The sequence below is a fragment of the Streptomyces violaceorubidus genome (assembly GCF_000717995.1).
Lineage (GTDB): Bacteria > Actinomycetota > Actinomycetes > Streptomycetales > Streptomycetaceae > Streptomyces > Streptomyces violaceorubidus.
On record NZ_JODM01000001.1, the window covers coordinates 633,079 to 651,615 of the forward strand.

The following is an 18,537-nucleotide window of genomic DNA, read 5'->3' on the forward strand; positions in this document are numbered from 1 at the left end:
GGATTCAGGCTGTTTCCGGGTCGTGTGCTGACTTGGTGCTGACCCTGGCGGCGACTCTCAGAAGCTCTGACCTGGGGCTCCGGTGGGAGAGGAGAGGACAGCCGAAGGGATTGACCCGGACGAAGCGACGGCGGACCGGTTTCCCGTTCTGGAAACCCGAACCTCTTGTTGTGCAGGCCGCCAGCTGGGAACGATGAACGGGACACCGGAGCACGGGAACGAGGGGGCGCCGTATGAGGTTGACGAAGCTGGCCACCACCTGTGAGAACGGGGACTGTCCCACCCTGTATGCGACCGACAAAGGAACCCTGATCGTGCAGGGAGGCGTGCCGACGGGACACGGTCTCGACGTGCCGGAGGGCGAATCCCTGGTGGAAATCCCGATGGACCTCATCCGGAAGGCAATCCGTGATCAGCGCATCTAACGACCTGGCTGCCCGCTTCTCCACCTTCCAGGAGGAGGCGTTCCGGCTGGAGACCCTCGACGACTACAGCAACTCGGGCAACCCTGCCGCCTTCCGTGCCTTCCTCGCGGGGGAGACCAAGCCCGCCGACTACAACGCAGACTGGCTGGAGACCGTGCGAAAGGCGACGGAGAGCGGCAAGCGCATGGTGCGCGTCCACGTCCTGTCCCGCCCGCTCACGTCGTACCTCCGCTACGAGCTGAGCTGGGGTTACCAGACGAACATGACGGCGGGTGAGGAGTTCCACATCCTCGACACGACCGACCGCCCGAATCCGCTGGAGGGTGTGCCCGATTTCTGGCTCTTCGACGGCCGCGAGCCTGTGGTGCTCAACTACGACGAGAACGGCGCGTTCAGCGGGCCGACGTTCGTCCCGGCACCGGAGGCCTTGCCCACGGGCGAGGAGTCCGAGTACGCGACGTATCGAAGTGTCGCCCTGGCCATGTCGGTGCCCTTCACCGAGTGGTGGGGGAAGCACGGAGCAGCGTGAATCAGGCAGAACTCGGCGCCGCGCTGCGGGCGCTGCGGCAGGCGTCCGGCAAGGAGGCCAAGGCCGTCGCCCGCAGCACAGTCATGTCGACCGCCAAGCTGTCGAAGATCGAGAACGGCCGTGTCGCCCCGGCGACGGCGGACGTGGAACGCATCCTCACGGCTTTGGACGTGTCCCCGGAGATCAAGGCCGAGTACCTCGCTGTAGCCCGCGCACAGGCCACAGAGGCAACCGCATGGCGCCTCTTTCGGCGAATGGGCTACCACAAGAAGCAGGAGCAGATCAGGGCGTTGGAGTCCTCGATGACGCTCCTGCGCCTCTTCCAGCCGTCCCTGGTTCCCGGTCTGCTCCAGACGCCCGAGTACATCCGGGCAGTGTTGGAGCCGAAGGGCCTCACGGACGAACAGCTCTCCCGTACGGTCTCCGCCCGGATCGAGCGGCAACGCGTCCTGTACGACATCAGCAAAGCCCTGCACTTCGTGGTTACGGAACCCGTCCTGCGCTGGCGTCTCCTTCCGCCCGCGATGATGGCGGGCCAGCTGGACCGCATCGTGTCGGTGTCCCGCCTGCCGAACGTGGAGGTGCGCGTGGTCCCCCTCGACGCGCCGCAGCGCGACGTGCCCGGTCACTCCTTCGTCATCCGGGACGACCGTGTGGTGACGGTCGAGACGACACACGCCGAGGTGGTCGTCACCGACCCACGGGACGTCTCCCTGTACGTCGAGAAGTTCGACCGCTTCGCCTCCGTGTCCCTTGCCGGGGACCCAATGCGCGACCTAGTCGAGGGCATCCGGGACGTGTTCTTGCGCGAACGGGAAACGCCCTAGCTTCGGCCCCTCGGACCGGCTGACCATGGCCTTCTCGACGAGATGCGGGGAGGCATACGAGATGCACGGAGAACCGTCGACGCTGCCGGAGCCGGTTGCTTCTTCCCTACCGCCGGCACGGCCGGAACCCGTCCCGGGCTGCCGGGACTGCCTCGGCCTCGCGGTACAACGGGCCAACGCCGGGTCGGTCTGGGACTACTCCAAGGTGTCCGACATGAACGTGACCCTGCGCGCACACCTGCGGGACGCGCACGGGGGCGAGTAATGCCCCGCGCTGTGCTGCGGTACGTCACGCATCGGATCACCCAGCACCCAGACACCGACGTGACGTTCGAGGCCGAGTGCCTCCACTGCGCGTGGATGGCAAATCCGTCCGAGGACGGGGCAGCCGTGGACGTCGAGTGCATGGGACACACCGGACGCAGCGGACACAGAGGCTTCCGCCGCGTGTGCACCTCGTTCGCCATGGTGACGAGGGACGGCACCGAAGCAGGGCTCGTTCTGTCGAGTGGCGAGGACCCCGCCAGAAGGCAGCTACGGAGGCCGTCGGTCGTACGTGACAATCGCCGCACGGAGTCACTGGGCGATGCGAGCCAGGAGGGACGTTCATGACGAAGGAAGAGTGGATCGAGAGCGAGCTGGCCAAGGCGCCCGAGCGAGACGACCAGTGGGTCCGAGCCATGCTTCGGCGGTTCGGGATTTTCCCTGAAGACGAGGCCCACGAGGCGCCTGCTCCTTCCGTGATCGCGGCGGCGCGAGACGGAAGAGGCAAGCTTCACGCGGATACGCCACAGGGCCCTTGGGGAGTGTGACCCGGGGCCTGGTCCGCGCGAGCTGCTGCGGAGAGCCTTCATGGGCGACAGGTGCCTGCCTCTCCCCTTGCTGAGGTCAGCTCGCAGGGGAGGCACAAGCCAGGAAAGGGCCAGCTGCCTTGCTCCAGGACTCGCCCCGTGCGAGAGCCGCTGTCCCCTCAGTGCGCAGAGACTCGATCACGGGCGCGAGGAAGGTCGTTCGCCAATGCTGGATCGTCTCCGGCTTCATGCCGCTCGCGTCCACCACGGCCCCCACTCTCGCTTCGAGGACGGCCGCGCCCTCTGCTGTGTCGTCGCCGGTCCAGTCATCCACGTGCTGGGCTATCAGCGCCCACGACAGCTTGATCATGGGTCGGATCGTAGAGGTGGTGGCGGAGAACCGGGAGAGAGCGAAGGGGGTGGGGTGTGACCCCTTTGGGCCTGTGCTCCAGTCCGCCGCGTCTTAGCAGCTCGGATTCTGCCACGGTTCCAGGGGTGACGACAGCCTTGCCCTCACAGGGGCAAGCACATGCATCTCCGCAGATCAGCGTCGGGGCGAGCGCTCTGCAGGGCCTGCGCTGGCACTGCACAAGAATGGGGGCCGCGGCGACCTGCACCTAAGCGCTCAGGCTGCTGTTTCGCCCGAGTCCTCGTCCTCTGGGGAGTCATCCGCACCCGGGTCCTCGCCTTCCGGGGAATCGTCTGCATCGGACTTCGGAGAGACCCAGGTGGTGCCGGCAGGCAGATCTTCCCCCGTCTCCTCCTTGTACTGCGCCTTCTTCTCCTCGCTGGCGTTCCAGCCGGGGTGGAGAATCCGCAGGTGGTTCTTGGCGGAGTCGCGAGGATTGTCCGTCCCGTCGGAGGCGGAGGGCTGCTCCTGGTCAGCGACACCCTCGACTTCCGCGGCACCCTTGACGTCCTCGGCGTTTGCGGAACCCTCGGCATAGCTGGGGAACTCGTCTGCGTCCTCATCTGTACTGCGCGGCGCGAGGACGACAACGGCGACCATGCCCGCAGCCACGCCCGCGACTTTGACGAAGCGGATCGTCCTCGGGTGCTTCTCGGCCCAGCCCTTGCCCTTCTCGACCCAGTCCTTGGCCTTCTCGCGGAAGGAAGTGGGCTCGCCGTCATCAGGGGGCATGGAGTCAGTCACGGGCACAGATCTACCGGACCCATCCCTCGCCTGTCAGGCAATCGTCTGACATTGACCGATTAGGTTCTGTGGAGCTCGTACGTCTTCTCGTCTTCGCGAAGGTGCATCCTTGGCCGCCGCAGCCGATTGTCGTCTTCGCTCTGAGGCCCGCCCGCCTGGCGGCTCTGCTTGGTGACGGCCGCGAGGTGCCTCTCTTCCCATACAGGGCAGCTCGGCCGAATCCTCCACTACGCTTCCCGCGTGGACTCAGCTGCCGCTTGCGTGGAACTCGCATCGACGGCTGGAAACGCCCGCGCGACGTGCGTCACGCCGCAGGCATCAGGGTTGGCGGCCCGCGCGACCGCCATGACATACCGGGAAGAAGAGCCTTGGCCCTCAAGAAGACAGACCTGTACAGCTCGCTCTGGAAGAGCTGCGACGAGCTGCGCGGCGGGATGGACGCCGGCCAGTACAAGGACTACATCCTCACGCTGCTCTTCGTGAAGTACGTCTCCGACAAGGCCAAGGCCGACCCCGACAGTCTCATCGACGTCCCGCCCGGTGGTTCCTTCGACGACATGGTCGCCGCCAAGGGCGACAAGGAGATCGGCGACCGCTTTAACAAGATCATCAGTCGGCTGGCCGAAGCGAACGACCTGCGTAACGTCATCGACCTCGCTGACTTCAACGATGAGGAGAAGCTCGGAAAGGGCAAGGAGATCCAGGACCGACTGTCCAAGCTGGTCACGATCTTCAGCGACCTTGACTTCCGAGGCTCCCGGGCCGAAGGCGACGATCTCCTCGGCGATGCCTACGAGTACCTCATGCGCCACTTCGCCACGGAGTCCGGCAAGAGTAAGGGCCAGTTCTATACCCCCGCCGAAGTATCCCGTGTGCTGGCCAAGGTGGTCGGCATCACCAAGGACACCCGCCAGGACCAGACGGTCTACGACCCGACCTGTGGCTCCGGCTCACTCCTCCTGAAGGTCGCAGACGAGACCTCACGCGGCATCTCGATCTACGGCCAGGAGAAGGACAACGCCACCTGGGCATTGTCCAAGATGAACATGATCCTGCATGGGTACGCGGCGGAACACGTGATCCTCAAGGGCGACACCATCACCAGCCCTCAGTTCACCAGCGGGAACGTGCTCCAGACCTTCGACTTCGCGGTGGCCAACCCGCCGTTTTCGCTCAAGTCCTGGAGCAACGGCCTAGAGCTGGAGTACGGCCGTTTTGAGTACGGTCGGCCACCGGAGAAGAACGGCGACTACGCCTTCCTCCTGCACATCCTCAAGTCGCTCAAGAGCACGGGCAAGGCGGCGGTCATCCTCCCGCACGGAGTGCTCTTCCGCGGTAACGCCGAAGCCGACATCCGTCAGCGCCTGCTGAAGCAGGGGTTCATCAAGGGCATCATCGGCCTCCCCGCGAACCTCTTCTACGGGACCGGCATCCCCGCCTGCATCATCGTGCTCGACAAGGAGAACGCCGCCGGCCGCACCGGCGTCTTCATGATCGACGCGTCCAAGGGCTTCATCAAGGACGGCAACAAGAACCGCCTGCGCAGCCAGGACATCCACAAGATCGTCGACGTCTTCACGAAGCAGACCACGATCGACGGCTACTCGCGCATGGTCCTGCTGTCGGAGATCGCTGACCCGAAGAACGACTACAACCTCAACATCCCCCGCTACATCGACTCCTCCGAACCCGAGGACATCCAGGACCTTCACGCACATCTGCACGGCGGCATCCCGGATCGCGATCTCGACGCGCTCAACGGCTACTGGGATGCCTTCCCGCAGCTGCGAGATCAGCTGTTCCAGCCGAACCGGCCTGGCTATAGCGACCTCACCATCGATGCCAGCAAGGTTCAGCAGGCGGCTCTTGATTCCCCCGAGTTCCAGAAATTCACCCAAGAGGCTCGGGAGATCATTACTGAGTGGTTCGCCACCCATCGCAAGAAACTCGAAGAGATCGACGAAACGACTCGGCCGAATGGCCTCATCGCCGCCCTCGGTGACGACCTGCTGGCCCGTTTCAAGTCAGTACCTCTGCTGGACGAGTACGACGTCTACGAACAGCTCATGACGTACTGGCACGACGTCATGCACGATGACGTCTTCATGGTCATGAACGACGGCTGGCTCGCATCCGCTAAGCCGCGCAAGATCGTGGTGGACAAGGATCGAAAACTCTCCGAGATCCCGGACCTAGTGGCGGGTACGGGGCGTAGCGCTGAGAAGTACAAGATGGACCTCCTCCCGCCGAATCTGATCGTTGAGCGTTACTTCGCCAGGGAACGCGCTGAGGTCGATGAGCTCATGTCGGAATGGGAGGAGGCGAGCCGCCTGGTCGAGGAGTACGTCGAGGAGCATGCCGTTGAGGGCGGGCTCCTGGCGGAAGCGATGGACGACGAAAAGATCAATAAGGCTCTTGCTTCGGCCCGCCTGAAAAAGGCGCGGCACGAGGGTACGGATGCCGAGGAGGTGGCAGCCCTGTCGCATCTGATCGATCTGTACAACGCGGAGGCGGTAGCGAAGAAGGCGGCCAAAGAGGCCCAGGCCGCCATCGATCTCGCGACCCTCAAGAAGTACGGAGACCTCACTGAGCCTGACATTAAGCAGCTAGTCCTTGATGACAAATGGCATTCGACGATCAGGGGTCGCGTTGCTTGCGTCGCCAATTCGCTAACCTTTGCATTGGTTAGCCGGATCGAACAACTTGGCGAGCGCTACTCTGACACGGTTGAAGCCCTCAACGGCCAACTAGAGAAACTCGAAAACAAAGTGGCATGTCACCTTGCCGACATGGGGGTAGTGAAATGAGCGCGGCGCGAGCCGATCAGTGGCTCAGTCTTGCGATCTCGGACATCGCGGTCTTCGGGTCTGGAGATTTGATCAGTGTTGCGAGACTGTCTGCCCGCTCAGGATCACATCCCGTACCTGTCTATGGTGGCAACGGAATTGCGGGTTATACCTCGTTGGCGATGGTTGATCAGCCAACGGTAATCCTTGGTCGGGTGGGTCAGAAATGCGGCGTTGTGTATCGAAATGATGGGCCGGCGTGGATCACCGATAACGCACTGTATGCGCGCCGGTTCAAGCGCCTGTTGGATGTTCGATTCCTCGCCTTTGCCTTGGAAGCGGCGCGACTGAACGATGTCAAGAACAAGAACGACCTCCCGCTGATCACTCAGTCGATCCTCAATGATGTGAAGATTGCGTGGCCCGATTCCCTCGAGGAGCAGCGTCGGATTGCTGGAGCGGTGAGGGATATCGACAACCTAATCGCTTCGTTGGAACTGATGATCAACAAGAAGTGTGAGATCAAGCAGGGCTTGATGCAACAGCTGCTGACGGGCAGGACGCGCCTCCCGGGCTTCACCGATCCCTGGCGCAGAGTTGAGGTTCGAGAGCTTCTCGAGTTTAGGAATGGCCTGAATAAGGAGAGCTCGTTCTTCGGGTCGGGTACGCCGATTGTCAACTTCATGGATGTGATGAATGGTCCGGTTATCTCCGCTGGCGACGTGACTGGGCGAGTGACCTTGACTCGCGATGAAATTAAGCGGTTCTCCGCCAGGAAGGGTGACCTATTTTTTACCCGCACCTCAGAAACGGTCGACGAAGTTGGGACCGCCGCAGCGCTTGTCGAGCACGTCTCTGATGCGGTTTTCAGTGGATTCGTTCTTCGAGGGCGCCCACGCGTGCGGGACCTCGATGCTCAATTCCTCGCATATCTCTTCCAGGTTGATGCGATTCGGCGGCAAGTTGAATCAACGGCAAGCTATACGACTAGAGCGCTGACGAATGGTCGAGCGCTGGGGCGAGTAGTGGTGGACATTCCGATTTTGAAAGAACAGCGTGCGATTTCCCGGGTATTGACTGAGGTCGATGCGGAGATCGAAGCACTGCACGCTCGTGTTACGAAATCGAAAGCTGTGAAGCGGGGCATGACACAGGAGCTCCTTACTGGACGTAAGCGCCTGCCCGTGAAGGGGGAGACAGAGGCGTGAGCGATGTCGGGCAGGTGGAGCGCGAGGCGCAGAAGCGGGTTGTCCAGCTTTTTAAGGAGCAATTGGGGTACCGCTACCTCGGCAGCTGGGAGTATCGCGCGGGTAACTCGAGCATCGAGGTCGAGCTGCTGGAATTAAACCTGCGCGGCCGAGGCTATGACGACACTCTCGTCAGTAAGGCGATCGACCAGCTCAAGAAGGCCGCCGCGCTCGGCGGCGGTCGTGACCTGTACGAGGCGAACCGCGCCGTCTATGAGTTGCTGCGCTACGGGGTCAAGGTCAAGTCGGGAGCCGGCGAGCGGTACGAGACCGTCTGGCTCATCGACTGGAGTGACCCGCAGGCCAACGACTTCGTCGTTGTCGAGGAGGTGACGATCGTCGGGCGCCAAACAAAGCGGCCGGACATCGTGCTCTACGTCAACGGCCTCGCCCTGGTGACTCTGGAACTCAAACGCTCGCGGGTGGCTGTGAGCGAGGGCATCCGGCAGACCATCGGAAATCAGCGGCCCGATTTCATCCGGTCGTTCTTCTCCACGGTTCAACTCGTGCTTGCCGGAAATGACGTCGAAGGGCTGCGCTACGGAGTCATCGACACGCCTGAGAAGTACTGGCTGGAGTGGAAGGAGGAGGAAGAGGAGGAGGAGGAGGCTGCCGCCGAGGGTCCGCTGGATCGATCCCTGCTCCAACTCTGCGGGAAGGAGCGGATCTTGGAGTTGATCCATGACTTCACCGTGTTCGACTCCGGCGTCCGCAAGGCATGCCGTCACAACCAGTACTTTGGCGTGAAGAAGGCGCAGGAACGTATCAGTCGTCGCGAGGGCGGCATCATCTGGCACACCCAGGGGTCGGGCAAGTCGCTCACGATGGTGTGGCTGGCGAAGTGGATCCGTGAGAACCAGAAAGACCCACGCGTCCTCCTCATCACCGACCGCGAAGAGTTGGATGAGCAGATCGAGAAGGTCTTCAACGGCGTCAACGAGAAGATCTACCGCACCAAGACCGGTGCGGATCTCCTAGACACCCTGAACAAGTCCACCGAGTGGCTCATCTGCTCCCTTGTGCACAAGTTCCGCGGTTCTGCAGGCAACGGGGACGACGAGAAGGCCCAGGTCAAGTTCATCGAGGAACTCAAGGCTAACGTCCCGAAGGACTTCAAGGCTAAGGGCAACTTGTTCGTTTTTATCGACGAGGCCCACCGCACCCAGTCAGGCAAGATGCATGCCGCGATGAAGAGCCTGCTGCCCGGTGCGATGTTCATTGGCTTTACGGGAACGCCCTTGCTTAAGGTCGACAAGGCCACGAGCATGGAGACCTTCGGTACTTTCATCCACGAGTACAGGTTCGACGAGGCCATCAAGGACGGCGTCGTACTTGATCTCAGCTATGAGGCACGCGCGATCGACCAGCGACTTACCTCCGCCGCGCACGTCGACAAGTGGTTCGCGGCCAAGACCAAGGGCATGACGGACCTGTCCAAGGCGGAGCTGAAGAAGCGCTGGGGGACGATGCAGAAGGTCGTCTCCTCTGAGCCTCGGGCAATGCAGATCGTCCAGGACATCCTGATGGACATGGAGACCAAGGATCGTCTGAAGGACGGCCGCGGAAACGCCATGCTGGTCGGTGACAGCGTCTACCAGGCATGCAAGTTCTACGAGCTGTTCTCCAAGGCGGGATTCGACGGCAAGTGCGCCATTGTCACCAGCTACAAGCCGAGTCCTGGAGACATCTCTAAGGAAGACTCTGGTGCCGGCCACACGGAAAACCTCCGGAAGTACGAAATCTACCGGAAGATGTTGGCCGCCCACTTCAACGAACCTGAAGACGTGGCGATGACGAAGGTCAAGGAGTTCGAGAAGGAGGTCAAGCGGCAGTTCGTAGAGGAGCCCGGCCGCATGCGCCTCCTCATCGTCGTCGACAAACTTCTGACCGGCTTCGACGCGCCGAGCGCCACGTACCTCTACATCGACAAGAAGATGCGGGACCACGGGTTGTTCCAGGCCATCTGCCGCGTCAACCGACTCGACGGTGACGACAAGCAGTACGGCTACATCGTCGACTACCGAGACCTGTTCAACTCCCTCCAGGGTGCCATCACCGACTACACTTCCGGGATGTTCGACGGTTACGAGCGGCAGGACGTCGAGGGCCTGCTGAGCAACCGTATCGACAAGGGGCGAAAGGACCTCGACGAGGCCCTGGAACAAATCCGCGCGCTGTGCGAGCCGGTCGCGCCACCCCGGAACACGCTCCAGTACCAGCAGTACTTCTGCGCCGCTGAGCAGGGCAACGCCGCACAGCTCAAGGCCAATGAACCCAAGCGCGTCAAGCTGTACAAGGCCGTCGCAGCGGTGACGCGAGCCTTCGCCAACCTGGCGAACGACATGGAGGACGCCAAGTACTCGGCGGAGGAGATCGAGGACATCCGCAAGGAGGTCCGCCACTACGTCGATGTCCGGGCCGAAGTGAAGCTCGGCGCAGGCGAGGACGTTGACTTCAAGCAGTACGAGGCAGGCATGCGCTTTCTCCTGGACACCTACATCCAGGCAGACGCGTCCAGGACCGTGTCCGACTTCGAGGACACCGGACTCATCCAGTTCATCGTCGAGCTGGGCGCCGGCGCCGTCGACAAACTACCGACCGGCATCAAGAGCAACCCCGATGCCGTTGCCGCGACTATCACCAACAACATGCGCAAGGTGATCGTCGAGGAGCATGCGACAAACCCAAAGTACTTCGACGAGATGTCTCAGCTGCTCGATGCCATAATCGAGGAGCGCCGCAACGGAGCCATCGAGTACGAGGAGTACCTCGCCAAGCTATTGGAGGCGGCGGCGGAACTCGGCGGGAAGAACGCGGGCGATGCCGCACGGTACCCGAAGTGGGCGGACAACGGTGCACGCAGAGCGCTATGTGACTTCTTCCCCGACGATGAGCAGCTTGCTGTTCAGGTCGACCTCGCCGTGCTGCACAACAAGCCGCACGACTGGGCAGGGAGCCCGCTCAAGGAACGAAAGCTGCGCATCGCGGTCAAGCGTGCGCTGCCTGACGGCTTCGATCGGCTCGACGAGCTCTTCGAATTGGTGAAAGCAAGGCATGAGTACCACTAGCACCCGGATTACCGTCCTCGGCATCGATGTCCAGGTGGACTTCAAGGACATCAAGAACCTGCACATCGGTGTCTATCCGCCGGGGGGACGTGTCCGGGTGGCGGCACCCCAGCGGATGGATGATGACCAGGTCAGGCTGGCCGTCATTCAGCGACTGCCATGGATCAGGAGGCAACAGGACGAGCTGAGATCGGCTCGACGGCAGTCCGTACGGGAGATGGTCGGCGGAGAGTCCCACTACATCTGGGGCGTGAGGCGACGCCTGAAGGTCGTCGAACGCCCCGGACGCCCGCATGTGGAGATCGACGGAGACCGACTCGTCCTGTACGCGCTTCCTGACACCGACGAGCAGCGCCGCCGAGACCTGCTCGACCAGTGGTGCCGAGAGCAGCTCCGACGCGCCGTCCCCCCGCTCATCGAGCAGTGGGAGGCGAAGCTGGGCGTCTCAGTGCCCTGGTGGGGCATCCGCCGGATGAAGACCAAATGGGGCTCGTGCAACCAGGAGACCGGCCGCCTGTGGTTCAACTCTGAGCTGGCCAAGAAACACCCGAACTCCCTTGAGTACGTCATCGTCCACGAGATGACCCACTTCCTCGAACGCGGGCACGGCCCGCGCTTTGCCCGGCTGATGGACAGCTTCCTGCCGGACTGGCGCAGTCGCCGCAACGATTTGGACGCGGCACCGCTCGCTGACGAGCTATGGACGTGACATGCCGCGCTGGCGGCCGAGCCGATCGTGGACGCACGTCCGGCGCCCGAGAACAGCGAGTGACGTTCATCAGGTATCCGAGTCAATGACAATGACGTGGGAAGCATTCCGCCTCCCTCGCCGTAGGCCCTAAGAGATGACGCTGACGTGAAAGGTGCGGACCTCGTGGCGAAGCTTCGGTTGACCGTAGGGCGGGGGCACGTCGAGGAACTGGCCCGCCTGCGCCATCCTGTCGGAGCCATCGAGGAGCTGATCTGGAACTCACTCGACGCGGACGCCGAAAACGTCACCGTCGTGCTTGAGCGCAACGACTTCGACGGAGTCGATCGAGTAGCCGTGATCGACGACGGCACTGGTATTGCGGCGGAGAAGTGCAGCGACTATTTCGAGCAGATCGGTACATCCTGGAAGAGGCGCACGCAGGTCAGCGAGGTTAAAAAGCGCGTGCTACACGGGAAGAACGGGCGGGGCCGAGTCCGGGCCTTCGCGCTCGGCAGCGAGGTGCGCTGGACCAGCGTGAGCAGGATGCAGGGGATCTGCCGTCGTGTGGTCATCGAGTCCGACCGCGGCTCCATGGACGAGTTTGACGTCAGCGAGCCCGAGCCGACGACCGACGCGACGGGGACGGTCTTCGAGGCGTTCGGCGGGGAGGACCTCCAGAAGCTGACCGAGGACGCCGCCCGTACCGCGCTCACCGCCGCCTTCGCGCTCCATCTGGAGGCCTACCCGGACATCTGCATCACCTACGACGGGACACGCCTTGACCCGGCGTCGGAGCAGGTGCACGTCGATACGTACGAGGTGGCGGCCCCGCCGGGCAGCTCTCACCCGTCGGCCCAGCTGAAGATCATCGAATGGTCGCGTCCGTATTCCCGGGCTCTGATCCTGTGTGACGGCCGAGGTATGTCCTTGGCGCAGCTGAAGCCGGAGATCCAGGCTCCCGGCTTCCACTTCACCGCGTACCTCTCCTGGTCGGGGTTCGAGGACGATTCGGTCGGCGACCTCGCCTTCGCCGACTGGGCACCGGAGGGGCCCGCTGCCGAGGTGTTGGCCGAAGCCCGGGAGCGTATGCGTGAGCACTTCCGTTCCCGCGCCGACGAACGTCGTCGTGAGCTTGTCGACCAGTGGCGTGCGGAAGGTTTCTACCCGTACACGGGCGAGCCCGCCAACGACCAGGAGCGTGCGGAGCGCGAGACCTTCGACGCCGTGGCGACCGCGGTCGTCCGGCACCTGCCGGCGAGCAAGAGAGCCCAGAAGGTGTCCTTCGCGCTTCTGCGCTCTGTCCTGACTCACGAGCCGGGTGAAGTGCTGCGCATCGCCGAGGAACTCTTCGCGCTCTCCAAGCAGGAGCAGACGGAACTCAGCCGTCTCCTTGACCGTACGCCGCTGTCTGCCCTGATCAAGGCATCGACAGCGACGACCGGACGTCTCGACTTCCTGTCAGCTCTGGAGCACCTCGTCTTCGAGCCCGTGGCCAAAGGGCGGGTCAAGGAGCGCACCGAGCTGCACCGGATTCTGGAGAACGAGTGCTGGATCTTTGGCGAGGAGTACGGACTGCACGTCAGCGACCGCAGTCTGAACGAGGTGCTGAGACAGCACTGTCGACTTCTCGACCGGGACGCGCCGGCACCCGCCCCTGTCCTGAGGGAGGACGGGAGCCGGGGGATCGTCGATCTGATGCTGTCCCGTGCTGCCCGGCAGCGGAAGGGGGAACGTCACCATCTCGTGGTGGAGCTCAAGAGGTCGAGTGTCATCTTGGGTATGACCGAGTTCTCACAGATCAACAGCTACGCGCAGGCGGTCATGAACGACGACAGGTTCCGGGACCCCAAGGTGACCTGGGACTTCTGGCTCGTCGGCAATGCCATGGAAGACGGCCTACGCCAGCTCGCCCACCAGCCGGACCGGATGCCCGGATGCGCCGTCACGCAGCCCACGTACCGAATCTGGGTGCGCACCTGGGGCGAGATCATCGAGGATGCTCAGGAGCGACTTCGCTTCTACAGCGAGCAGCTTGAGTACCAGTCGTCGACTGAGCACGCCATGGACTATCTGATCAGGGAACACGCCGATGCGGTCGTGGACCTGGTCAGTGACGGTACGGTGCCGGCGGCGAGGACTGGGGACAGCGGATCGATTGGAGCTGCCATCGCCCCGTGAGGCCCGGACTGGGCCGACGGTCGTATGCGGCGGCGACGGGGAAGGTCAACGGCGTCAGGGCAGGATGTGAGCCTGGACAGCTCCTGACGAGAGGGGCGCCCCGCGGCCCCGAGGAAGGCAGCGGCGAAGAGGTTGGTACGTAAGGGGAAGTCAGGCCGGGCAAGCCGTCTTCCTGAAGAGCGGCCTTGGCCGCATCCTGGCTGACCTTCTTCGCCGCTGCACAGGCTTCCGGCTTCGCCGCTGTTCGTCAGCGCGTAAGCCGTCTTGCCCCTGTAGATGGCCCCCTTTTGAGGGGGGGGCATCACTTTCAGGATCCCGTCTTTCCAGTTCTCCAGGGGACTGTGTTCTGGTCGGCCGCAGGCCGCCAGCGTCCAGAGCGCTGGCGTACTTAGGTAAGTAGGGGGAGGAGCGAGGCTTGCCGAGCGGAGCGAGGTAGCTGGTGGTGGTGAGCATTTCCATAAGGGAGCAGCGTCACCACCACCACGGCTTACGCCGCTTCGGCAGTCCGGCGAACCCACCTGCCGCCAACGTGAGCGAGGGCGGCGCTGAGCTTCGGGCGAAGGGTCTCCGGCTTTCTGCCTGCATCCTGCGCGTACTTGTTCGCAAGGGCCTTGATGCTTGTCTCTTGCGGCTGTTCTTCGAGGAGGCGTGCGATGAGGACTTCGTCCCAGGGGTCCGCCTTGGGCCGGCTGACGGCCTTCAGGCCGGGCTCGATCCGCTCCCAGATGGGGATCTCGTTCTCTGCCGAGGCGCGGCGCACGGTGACGGGGATGTCGAGTTCTTCGGTGGCTCGGTTGCTGGCGGTCTGGAGCCGCCGCCCCTGCTTGCCGGAGTTGCGCAGGGCGATGAGGCCACGGGCGGCAGCTCCCATGGCGCGCCCCCCGATCGGGGAGGATGCGACGCTCATCCCCTCTCCAGTCCCCTTGGGGGTGTGGGTGACGAGGAGCGTCGGGATGCCGAGGTCACTGATCGGTCGAAGACTGTTCACGAGGCGCTGAGCGGTTACGGATGACGCGATGTCCTCGCCGGGAGCGAGTGCTCCGATGACGTTGTCCAGTACGAAAAGCCCAGGCTTGATGCGGGCGAGGTCGTCGTAGATGCCTGCCCAATACCACGAGTCTCCGGTGTCGGAGAAGGGGAAGACGGTCACGGAGTCGTAGGGAACGGCGCCGTCCATGCGCTCCTTCAGTTCGGCCGACGCGCCGTCGTCGGTGAGGCCGAAGACGATGTGGTCGAGCTTCTTGTGTACGGGGAGCCCGAGGAACGTCGGGTCGCCGTTGAGCAGGGCGGTACTCATACCTACGGCGAGCAGGGTCTTACCGGCTTTGGGCTCTCCGGACAGGATGGTGATCCGGGTGGTGAGGAGATCACCAATGAGGAACGCTTCCTCATACGGGACGCGCTCGATCTGGTGGAGCTGGAGTCCCTCGTCCTTGATGGCTCCCATGATGGGTGGCCGTCCTTCCGTGTGCGGCGCTCACGTGCGCCGATCTCCCGCCGGGCGGCGGGATCATGTGACCTCCTTTCGGTCAGTCGGGAATGGGGAGGCCGCGTCAGGCTGAGACCGGGCACTCCCGATCGATCCAGCGGTCAACCTCTGACAGTCGGAAGCGCAGGCTGCCGCCGACCTTCCGGGACGGGATGCCGAGCATCCGGTGGTTGTTGTAGATCCACGCGGGCCTCTTGCCCAGGTACTCGGCCAGCTCGTCAACGGTCATGAGGCGGTGGTGGTGCAAAGGCGGGCTCCTGTCGATGCATGGGCGGACCTGCACATCTTGAGCGCACAGGTTCGGCATGGTCAAGTCCGGATCTGTCGCACCCGGACTTGACGATGCTGTGGCGCCTACCTACGGTTCGGATATGAACTCGACACCTCAGCCACCAGGGCCCGAACCGCGGAATGGTGTGACCGTCATCAAGCGCACGGGTGCGTGGGTGGTGACTCTGTACTGGCCCGAGGGCGCTGGCGGATCGGTAGGGCCGCGTGAGGTCCATGTGGTTCCTGCGAACGACGCTGATCCGCAGGAGGTCGCGCGGGGTATCTCCAGCACCGTTCTCCGGAGGATCAATACGACGCCGAGTCGGGACTTCGCCGCGATGCGGTCCTTTGAGAAGGCTGCTGACATGGATATCCGCCAGCTTGGCGAGCGGCTGGCTTCTCTCCCGAGCGGTCTCACGGACGAGCGCCTGGCGGTGCTGTCTGCCCTCTACGTGCACTTCGTGGATGCGGGGGAGCGTGCCCCTGCTCAGCGCCTGGCGATGGGCTTCGACTTGAACCCGGCCACCGCGAAGGGGCACCTGCGCGCCGCCCGGCAGAGGGGGTTCCTGACGAAGGTCGAAGGGAAAGCGGGCGGACAGCTCACGGACAAGGCCGTACAGATACTCAGGGGGATGAAGAGTGGCGCAGGTACTGAAGAAGTGTGACTGCCGGAACAAGACCCGGTGCGGGCATCGGTGGACGGTCCGCTACCGGGAGCCCGGAGGGAGGAGCGCACGACAGCGGGAGAAGTCGTTCCCCACGAAGAGGGAAGCCGAAAGCTTCGGCGTCAAGGCGGAGAACGACAAGCGGCAGGGTGTCTACATCGACCCCCAGCTCGGCCAGATCTCGCTGCGCAAGTGGGCCGAGGAGTGGCTGGAGCAGCACCAGGTGAACGAGTCCACGCGGCGCAACTACCAGGGCTTCCTCTCCAACCACCTGATACCGGAGCTGGGATCCCGTACCCTCGCCGGCCTCAGCGTCGCGGACGTGAAGAAACTCCAGGCCGCGATGGTGGGTCGTGGGTTGACGGCCGCGACGGTCAACGACCGTCTGAACATCCTGCGCAGCATGATGACGGCGGCCGTGAAGGAGCGCCGGATACCCGATAGTCCGTGCGACGAAGTGCCGCCGCTCAGGGCGGCGGGTGCTGCGGTCGATCCCGACGAGATTCCGACGCTGGCCGAGGTGTACGCCATCGCGGCGGCCATGTCCGAGCAGTATCGGCTCACCGTATGGCTCCAGGCGGGTGCGGGGCTGCGCATCAGCGAGACCCTCGGCTTCTCGGTCGACTGCCAGCGAGACGGGTTTCTCCGCCTGCGTCGGCAGATCAGCGCCAAGGCGAACCAGGGCGACTGCGTCACGCGCTTCGTGCCGCTCAAGCACCGCACGGCGGAGGAGTTCCGAGACGTACCTACGCCGACCTTCCTCGACCAGGAGATCGGGCTGCACCTGAAGCGCTGGGGAACGGTCGTGCTCGATGGCCTGGAGGTCCTGTTCGCCCCGCGTGAGCGCGGCAAGGGCAAGATGCCCACGGCCTCGACGTACGGCTACCACTGGCGCAAGGCACTGAAGGCCGCCGGAGTGACGACGGCGGACGGGAAGCCCAAGTACACGCCGCACTCGCTGCGGCACTTCTTCGCCTCGACGGCGCTGGCGAACGGCGTTCCCATCCACGAGGTGAGTCGCTGGCTCGGCCACCGCAACATCAAGACGACCGTCGACACGTACGGACACCTGGTGCCCGAGGCATGGGACCGCTGCCGTGACGTCATGCAGGAGGCGCTGCGCCCGTCCGTCCCCCGTCAGGCGTCGGCTCCGGAGAAGGCACTGGCGGCATCACGTGCTTACTGATCGACACGGTGCTGACTTCGTGCTGACCCTGCGACCCTTCGAGGGGCAGAAACCCTTGGGAACACTGGGAAGTAGAAGGTTCCATGAACGTTCCGCTTCAACGTGTAGGTGCAAATCCGTCAGCTCGTTGATCTGACGCACCTCCAGGTCGGATGGGGGGCCGTAACTCTGGGACGGGCCCCGAGTCTCTGGGGGCGCGGCTCACGGTGCTTCCCGCCTTGCGTGCAGGGCACCGTTCTCGACGTCGTCGACGTGAACGATGGCATCTGGAATATCTTTGAAGTGCATAAGAGCCCTGACGGATACCTTGTAACTCCGTCCCGCCCTCGCTGCGGGGAGCGGGAACTGCCCGTCCTTGATGAGTCGGCGCGCGGCCGACTCGGTGACCCCCATCACGCTCGCCGCTTCTGGGAGACCGATATACCGGGGGTAGAGGTCTGAGGTGTAGTAGTAGAGGTCTGGATTAGAGATCAGATATCGCAGCTGTGAAGTCTTCATCGCCTGGCTGACCGACCCAGAGCGGCGGCCTGAGCGGAGATCGTCGTGAAAGCCTCGCACAGCGTCGAAGCAACCCCACTGTTGCAGCAGTGCACCGGCTCGTTCTCCCCTGAGCTGTTCTGCAACATCCGCGTTGCGAATATTGGAGACATGGATGATCGATGACTGCTTCAGTGGGGATTCCTGAGCAGAGACTTCCGGATGATCGAACATTTCGGGTTCGTCCGTCGAGTGCTCCGAAGAAGTGGCCCTGGCACACCGGAAAGCCACTTCGAAGGCGGCCTTTACCATTCGATCCCGGACGTGGCGCGGTGGCACGCCCATCGCGGTGTCTGCCCATACCTCCAGAGCGGTCGTCACCATAGCTGAACGGATTTCTTTGCACTCGACTCGGAAATCATGGGAGATTCGTGCGGACAGTGAGCGAAGGCTGGGGGCGATGCAGTCGAGAATGACCAGCCGCCAGATATGGTCACTGTCCAAGTCGGAAAGTCTTCCCATGGCGATGAGAGATTCCCATAGGCGAGAGCTTGGAGCTGACTGGAGTCCGGAACGGATCGCCTCGGCGCGAAACTTCGGGTAAGTGGGATGCCGCCTGATGTCGCACTCCTGGTAATCACCCACGTGTACGCAAACAGGATCATTCGCGAAAGTCTTCCGGATTTCCCGTTCAATCTGACCAAAGATGTCTGCCATGGCCCGTCCTCCGATCTTTATCGATCGCGGCCAACTAT

General features: G+C 63.3%; 16 protein-coding genes. 11 read left to right on the top strand and 5 right to left on the bottom strand.

What is annotated here, in order from left to right; genetic code table 11:
• Positions 1–233 precede the first annotated feature (233 nt).
• The 4 genes from IE94_RS0103025 (at position 234) to IE94_RS42010 (ending at position 2,393) form a co-directional block, all read left to right on the top strand.
• Positions 234–425, top strand: coding sequence for a hypothetical protein (locus tag IE94_RS0103025; protein ID WP_030145782.1), 192 nt, complete (start codon positions 234–236; stop codon positions 423–425).
• Positions 409–954 carry a DUF6879 family protein gene (locus tag IE94_RS0103030; RefSeq protein WP_030145783.1) on the top strand — a complete coding sequence of 182 codons (546 nt, stop codon included), beginning with the start codon at positions 409–411 and terminating at the stop codon, positions 952–954. Before IE94_RS0103025 ends, IE94_RS0103030 begins: the two co-directional genes overlap by 17 nt.
• Positions 951–1,781 (top strand): helix-turn-helix domain-containing protein, encoded by an 831-nt coding sequence (locus IE94_RS0103035; protein ID WP_037921494.1) that lies wholly within the window; start codon positions 951–953, stop codon positions 1,779–1,781. Before IE94_RS0103030 ends, IE94_RS0103035 begins: the two co-directional genes overlap by 4 nt.
• Before the next feature lie 264 nt (positions 1,782–2,045).
• Complete coding sequence (locus tag IE94_RS42010; RefSeq protein WP_483414643.1) at positions 2,046–2,393, top strand: DUF7848 domain-containing protein; 348 nt, start codon at positions 2,046–2,048, stop codon at positions 2,391–2,393.
• Positions 2,394–2,669: 276 nt separating this feature from the next.
• Here IE94_RS42010 and IE94_RS0103055 read toward each other — a convergent pair whose 3' ends face one another.
• Both IE94_RS0103055 and IE94_RS0103060 read right to left on the bottom strand, forming a co-directional pair.
• Positions 2,670–2,942 carry a hypothetical protein gene (locus tag IE94_RS0103055; RefSeq protein ID WP_030145788.1) on the bottom strand — a complete coding sequence of 91 codons (273 nt, stop codon included), beginning with the start codon at positions 2,940–2,942 and terminating at the stop codon, positions 2,670–2,672.
• Between the two features lie 255 nt (positions 2,943–3,197).
• Positions 3,198–3,725 (bottom strand): hypothetical protein, encoded by a 528-nt coding sequence (locus tag IE94_RS0103060; protein WP_157849317.1) that lies wholly within the window; start codon positions 3,723–3,725, stop codon positions 3,198–3,200.
• A 257-nt stretch (positions 3,726–3,982) separates the two neighbouring features.
• On the opposite strand from IE94_RS0103060, the gene IE94_RS0103065 reads away from it, so the two are divergent.
• From IE94_RS0103065 to IE94_RS0103085, 5 genes are all read left to right on the top strand, one after another.
• Entirely contained in the window at positions 3,983–6,532 is a 2,550-nt protein-coding gene (locus IE94_RS0103065; RefSeq protein WP_245235158.1) for a type I restriction-modification system subunit M, read from the top strand.
• Positions 6,529–7,719, top strand: coding sequence for a restriction endonuclease subunit S (locus IE94_RS37090; RefSeq protein WP_167343934.1), 1,191 nt, complete (start codon positions 6,529–6,531; stop codon positions 7,717–7,719). The genes IE94_RS0103065 and IE94_RS37090 overlap by 4 nt, the downstream gene beginning before the upstream one ends.
• Entirely contained in the window at positions 7,716–10,826 is a 3,111-nt protein-coding gene (locus tag IE94_RS0103075; protein WP_030145792.1) for a type I restriction endonuclease subunit R, read from the top strand. The genes IE94_RS37090 and IE94_RS0103075 overlap by 4 nt, the downstream gene beginning before the upstream one ends.
• Positions 10,813–11,535 (top strand): M48 family metallopeptidase, encoded by a 723-nt coding sequence (locus IE94_RS0103080; protein ID WP_030145793.1) that lies wholly within the window; start codon positions 10,813–10,815, stop codon positions 11,533–11,535. Before IE94_RS0103075 ends, IE94_RS0103080 begins: the two co-directional genes overlap by 14 nt.
• Positions 11,536–11,700: 165 nt before the next feature.
• Complete coding sequence (locus IE94_RS0103085) at positions 11,701–13,695, top strand: ATP-binding protein (RefSeq protein ID WP_030145794.1); 1,995 nt, start codon at positions 11,701–11,703, stop codon at positions 13,693–13,695.
• A 487-nt stretch (positions 13,696–14,182) separates the two neighbouring features.
• Here the strand turns inward: IE94_RS0103085 and IE94_RS0103090 are convergent, their stop codons facing one another.
• Entirely contained in the window at positions 14,183–15,142 is a 960-nt protein-coding gene (locus IE94_RS0103090) for an AAA family ATPase (RefSeq protein ID WP_030145795.1), read from the bottom strand.
• A 106-nt stretch (positions 15,143–15,248) separates the two neighbouring features.
• Entirely contained in the window at positions 15,249–15,413 is a 165-nt protein-coding gene (locus IE94_RS35155) for a helix-turn-helix domain-containing protein (RefSeq protein WP_245235159.1), read from the bottom strand.
• 187 nt (positions 15,414–15,600) lie between these two features.
• Here IE94_RS35155 and IE94_RS0103100 point away from each other — a divergent pair, with 187 nt between their 5' ends.
• Both IE94_RS0103100 and IE94_RS37095 read left to right on the top strand, forming a co-directional pair.
• Positions 15,601–16,119: a hypothetical protein gene (locus tag IE94_RS0103100; RefSeq protein ID WP_030145796.1), complete on the top strand. Its 519-nt coding sequence runs from the start codon at positions 15,601–15,603 to the stop codon at positions 16,117–16,119.
• Positions 16,094–17,305, top strand: coding sequence for a tyrosine-type recombinase/integrase (locus tag IE94_RS37095; protein ID WP_051777196.1), 1,212 nt, complete (start codon positions 16,094–16,096; stop codon positions 17,303–17,305). The genes IE94_RS0103100 and IE94_RS37095 overlap by 26 nt, the downstream gene beginning before the upstream one ends.
• Before the next feature lie 201 nt (positions 17,306–17,506).
• Here IE94_RS37095 and IE94_RS39820 read toward each other — a convergent pair whose 3' ends face one another.
• The gene (locus tag IE94_RS39820; RefSeq protein WP_157849318.1) at positions 17,507–18,499 is read right to left on the bottom strand and encodes a helix-turn-helix transcriptional regulator; all 993 of its coding nucleotides are present in this window, start codon (positions 18,497–18,499) and stop codon (positions 17,507–17,509) included.
• Positions 18,500–18,537 lie beyond the last annotated feature (38 nt).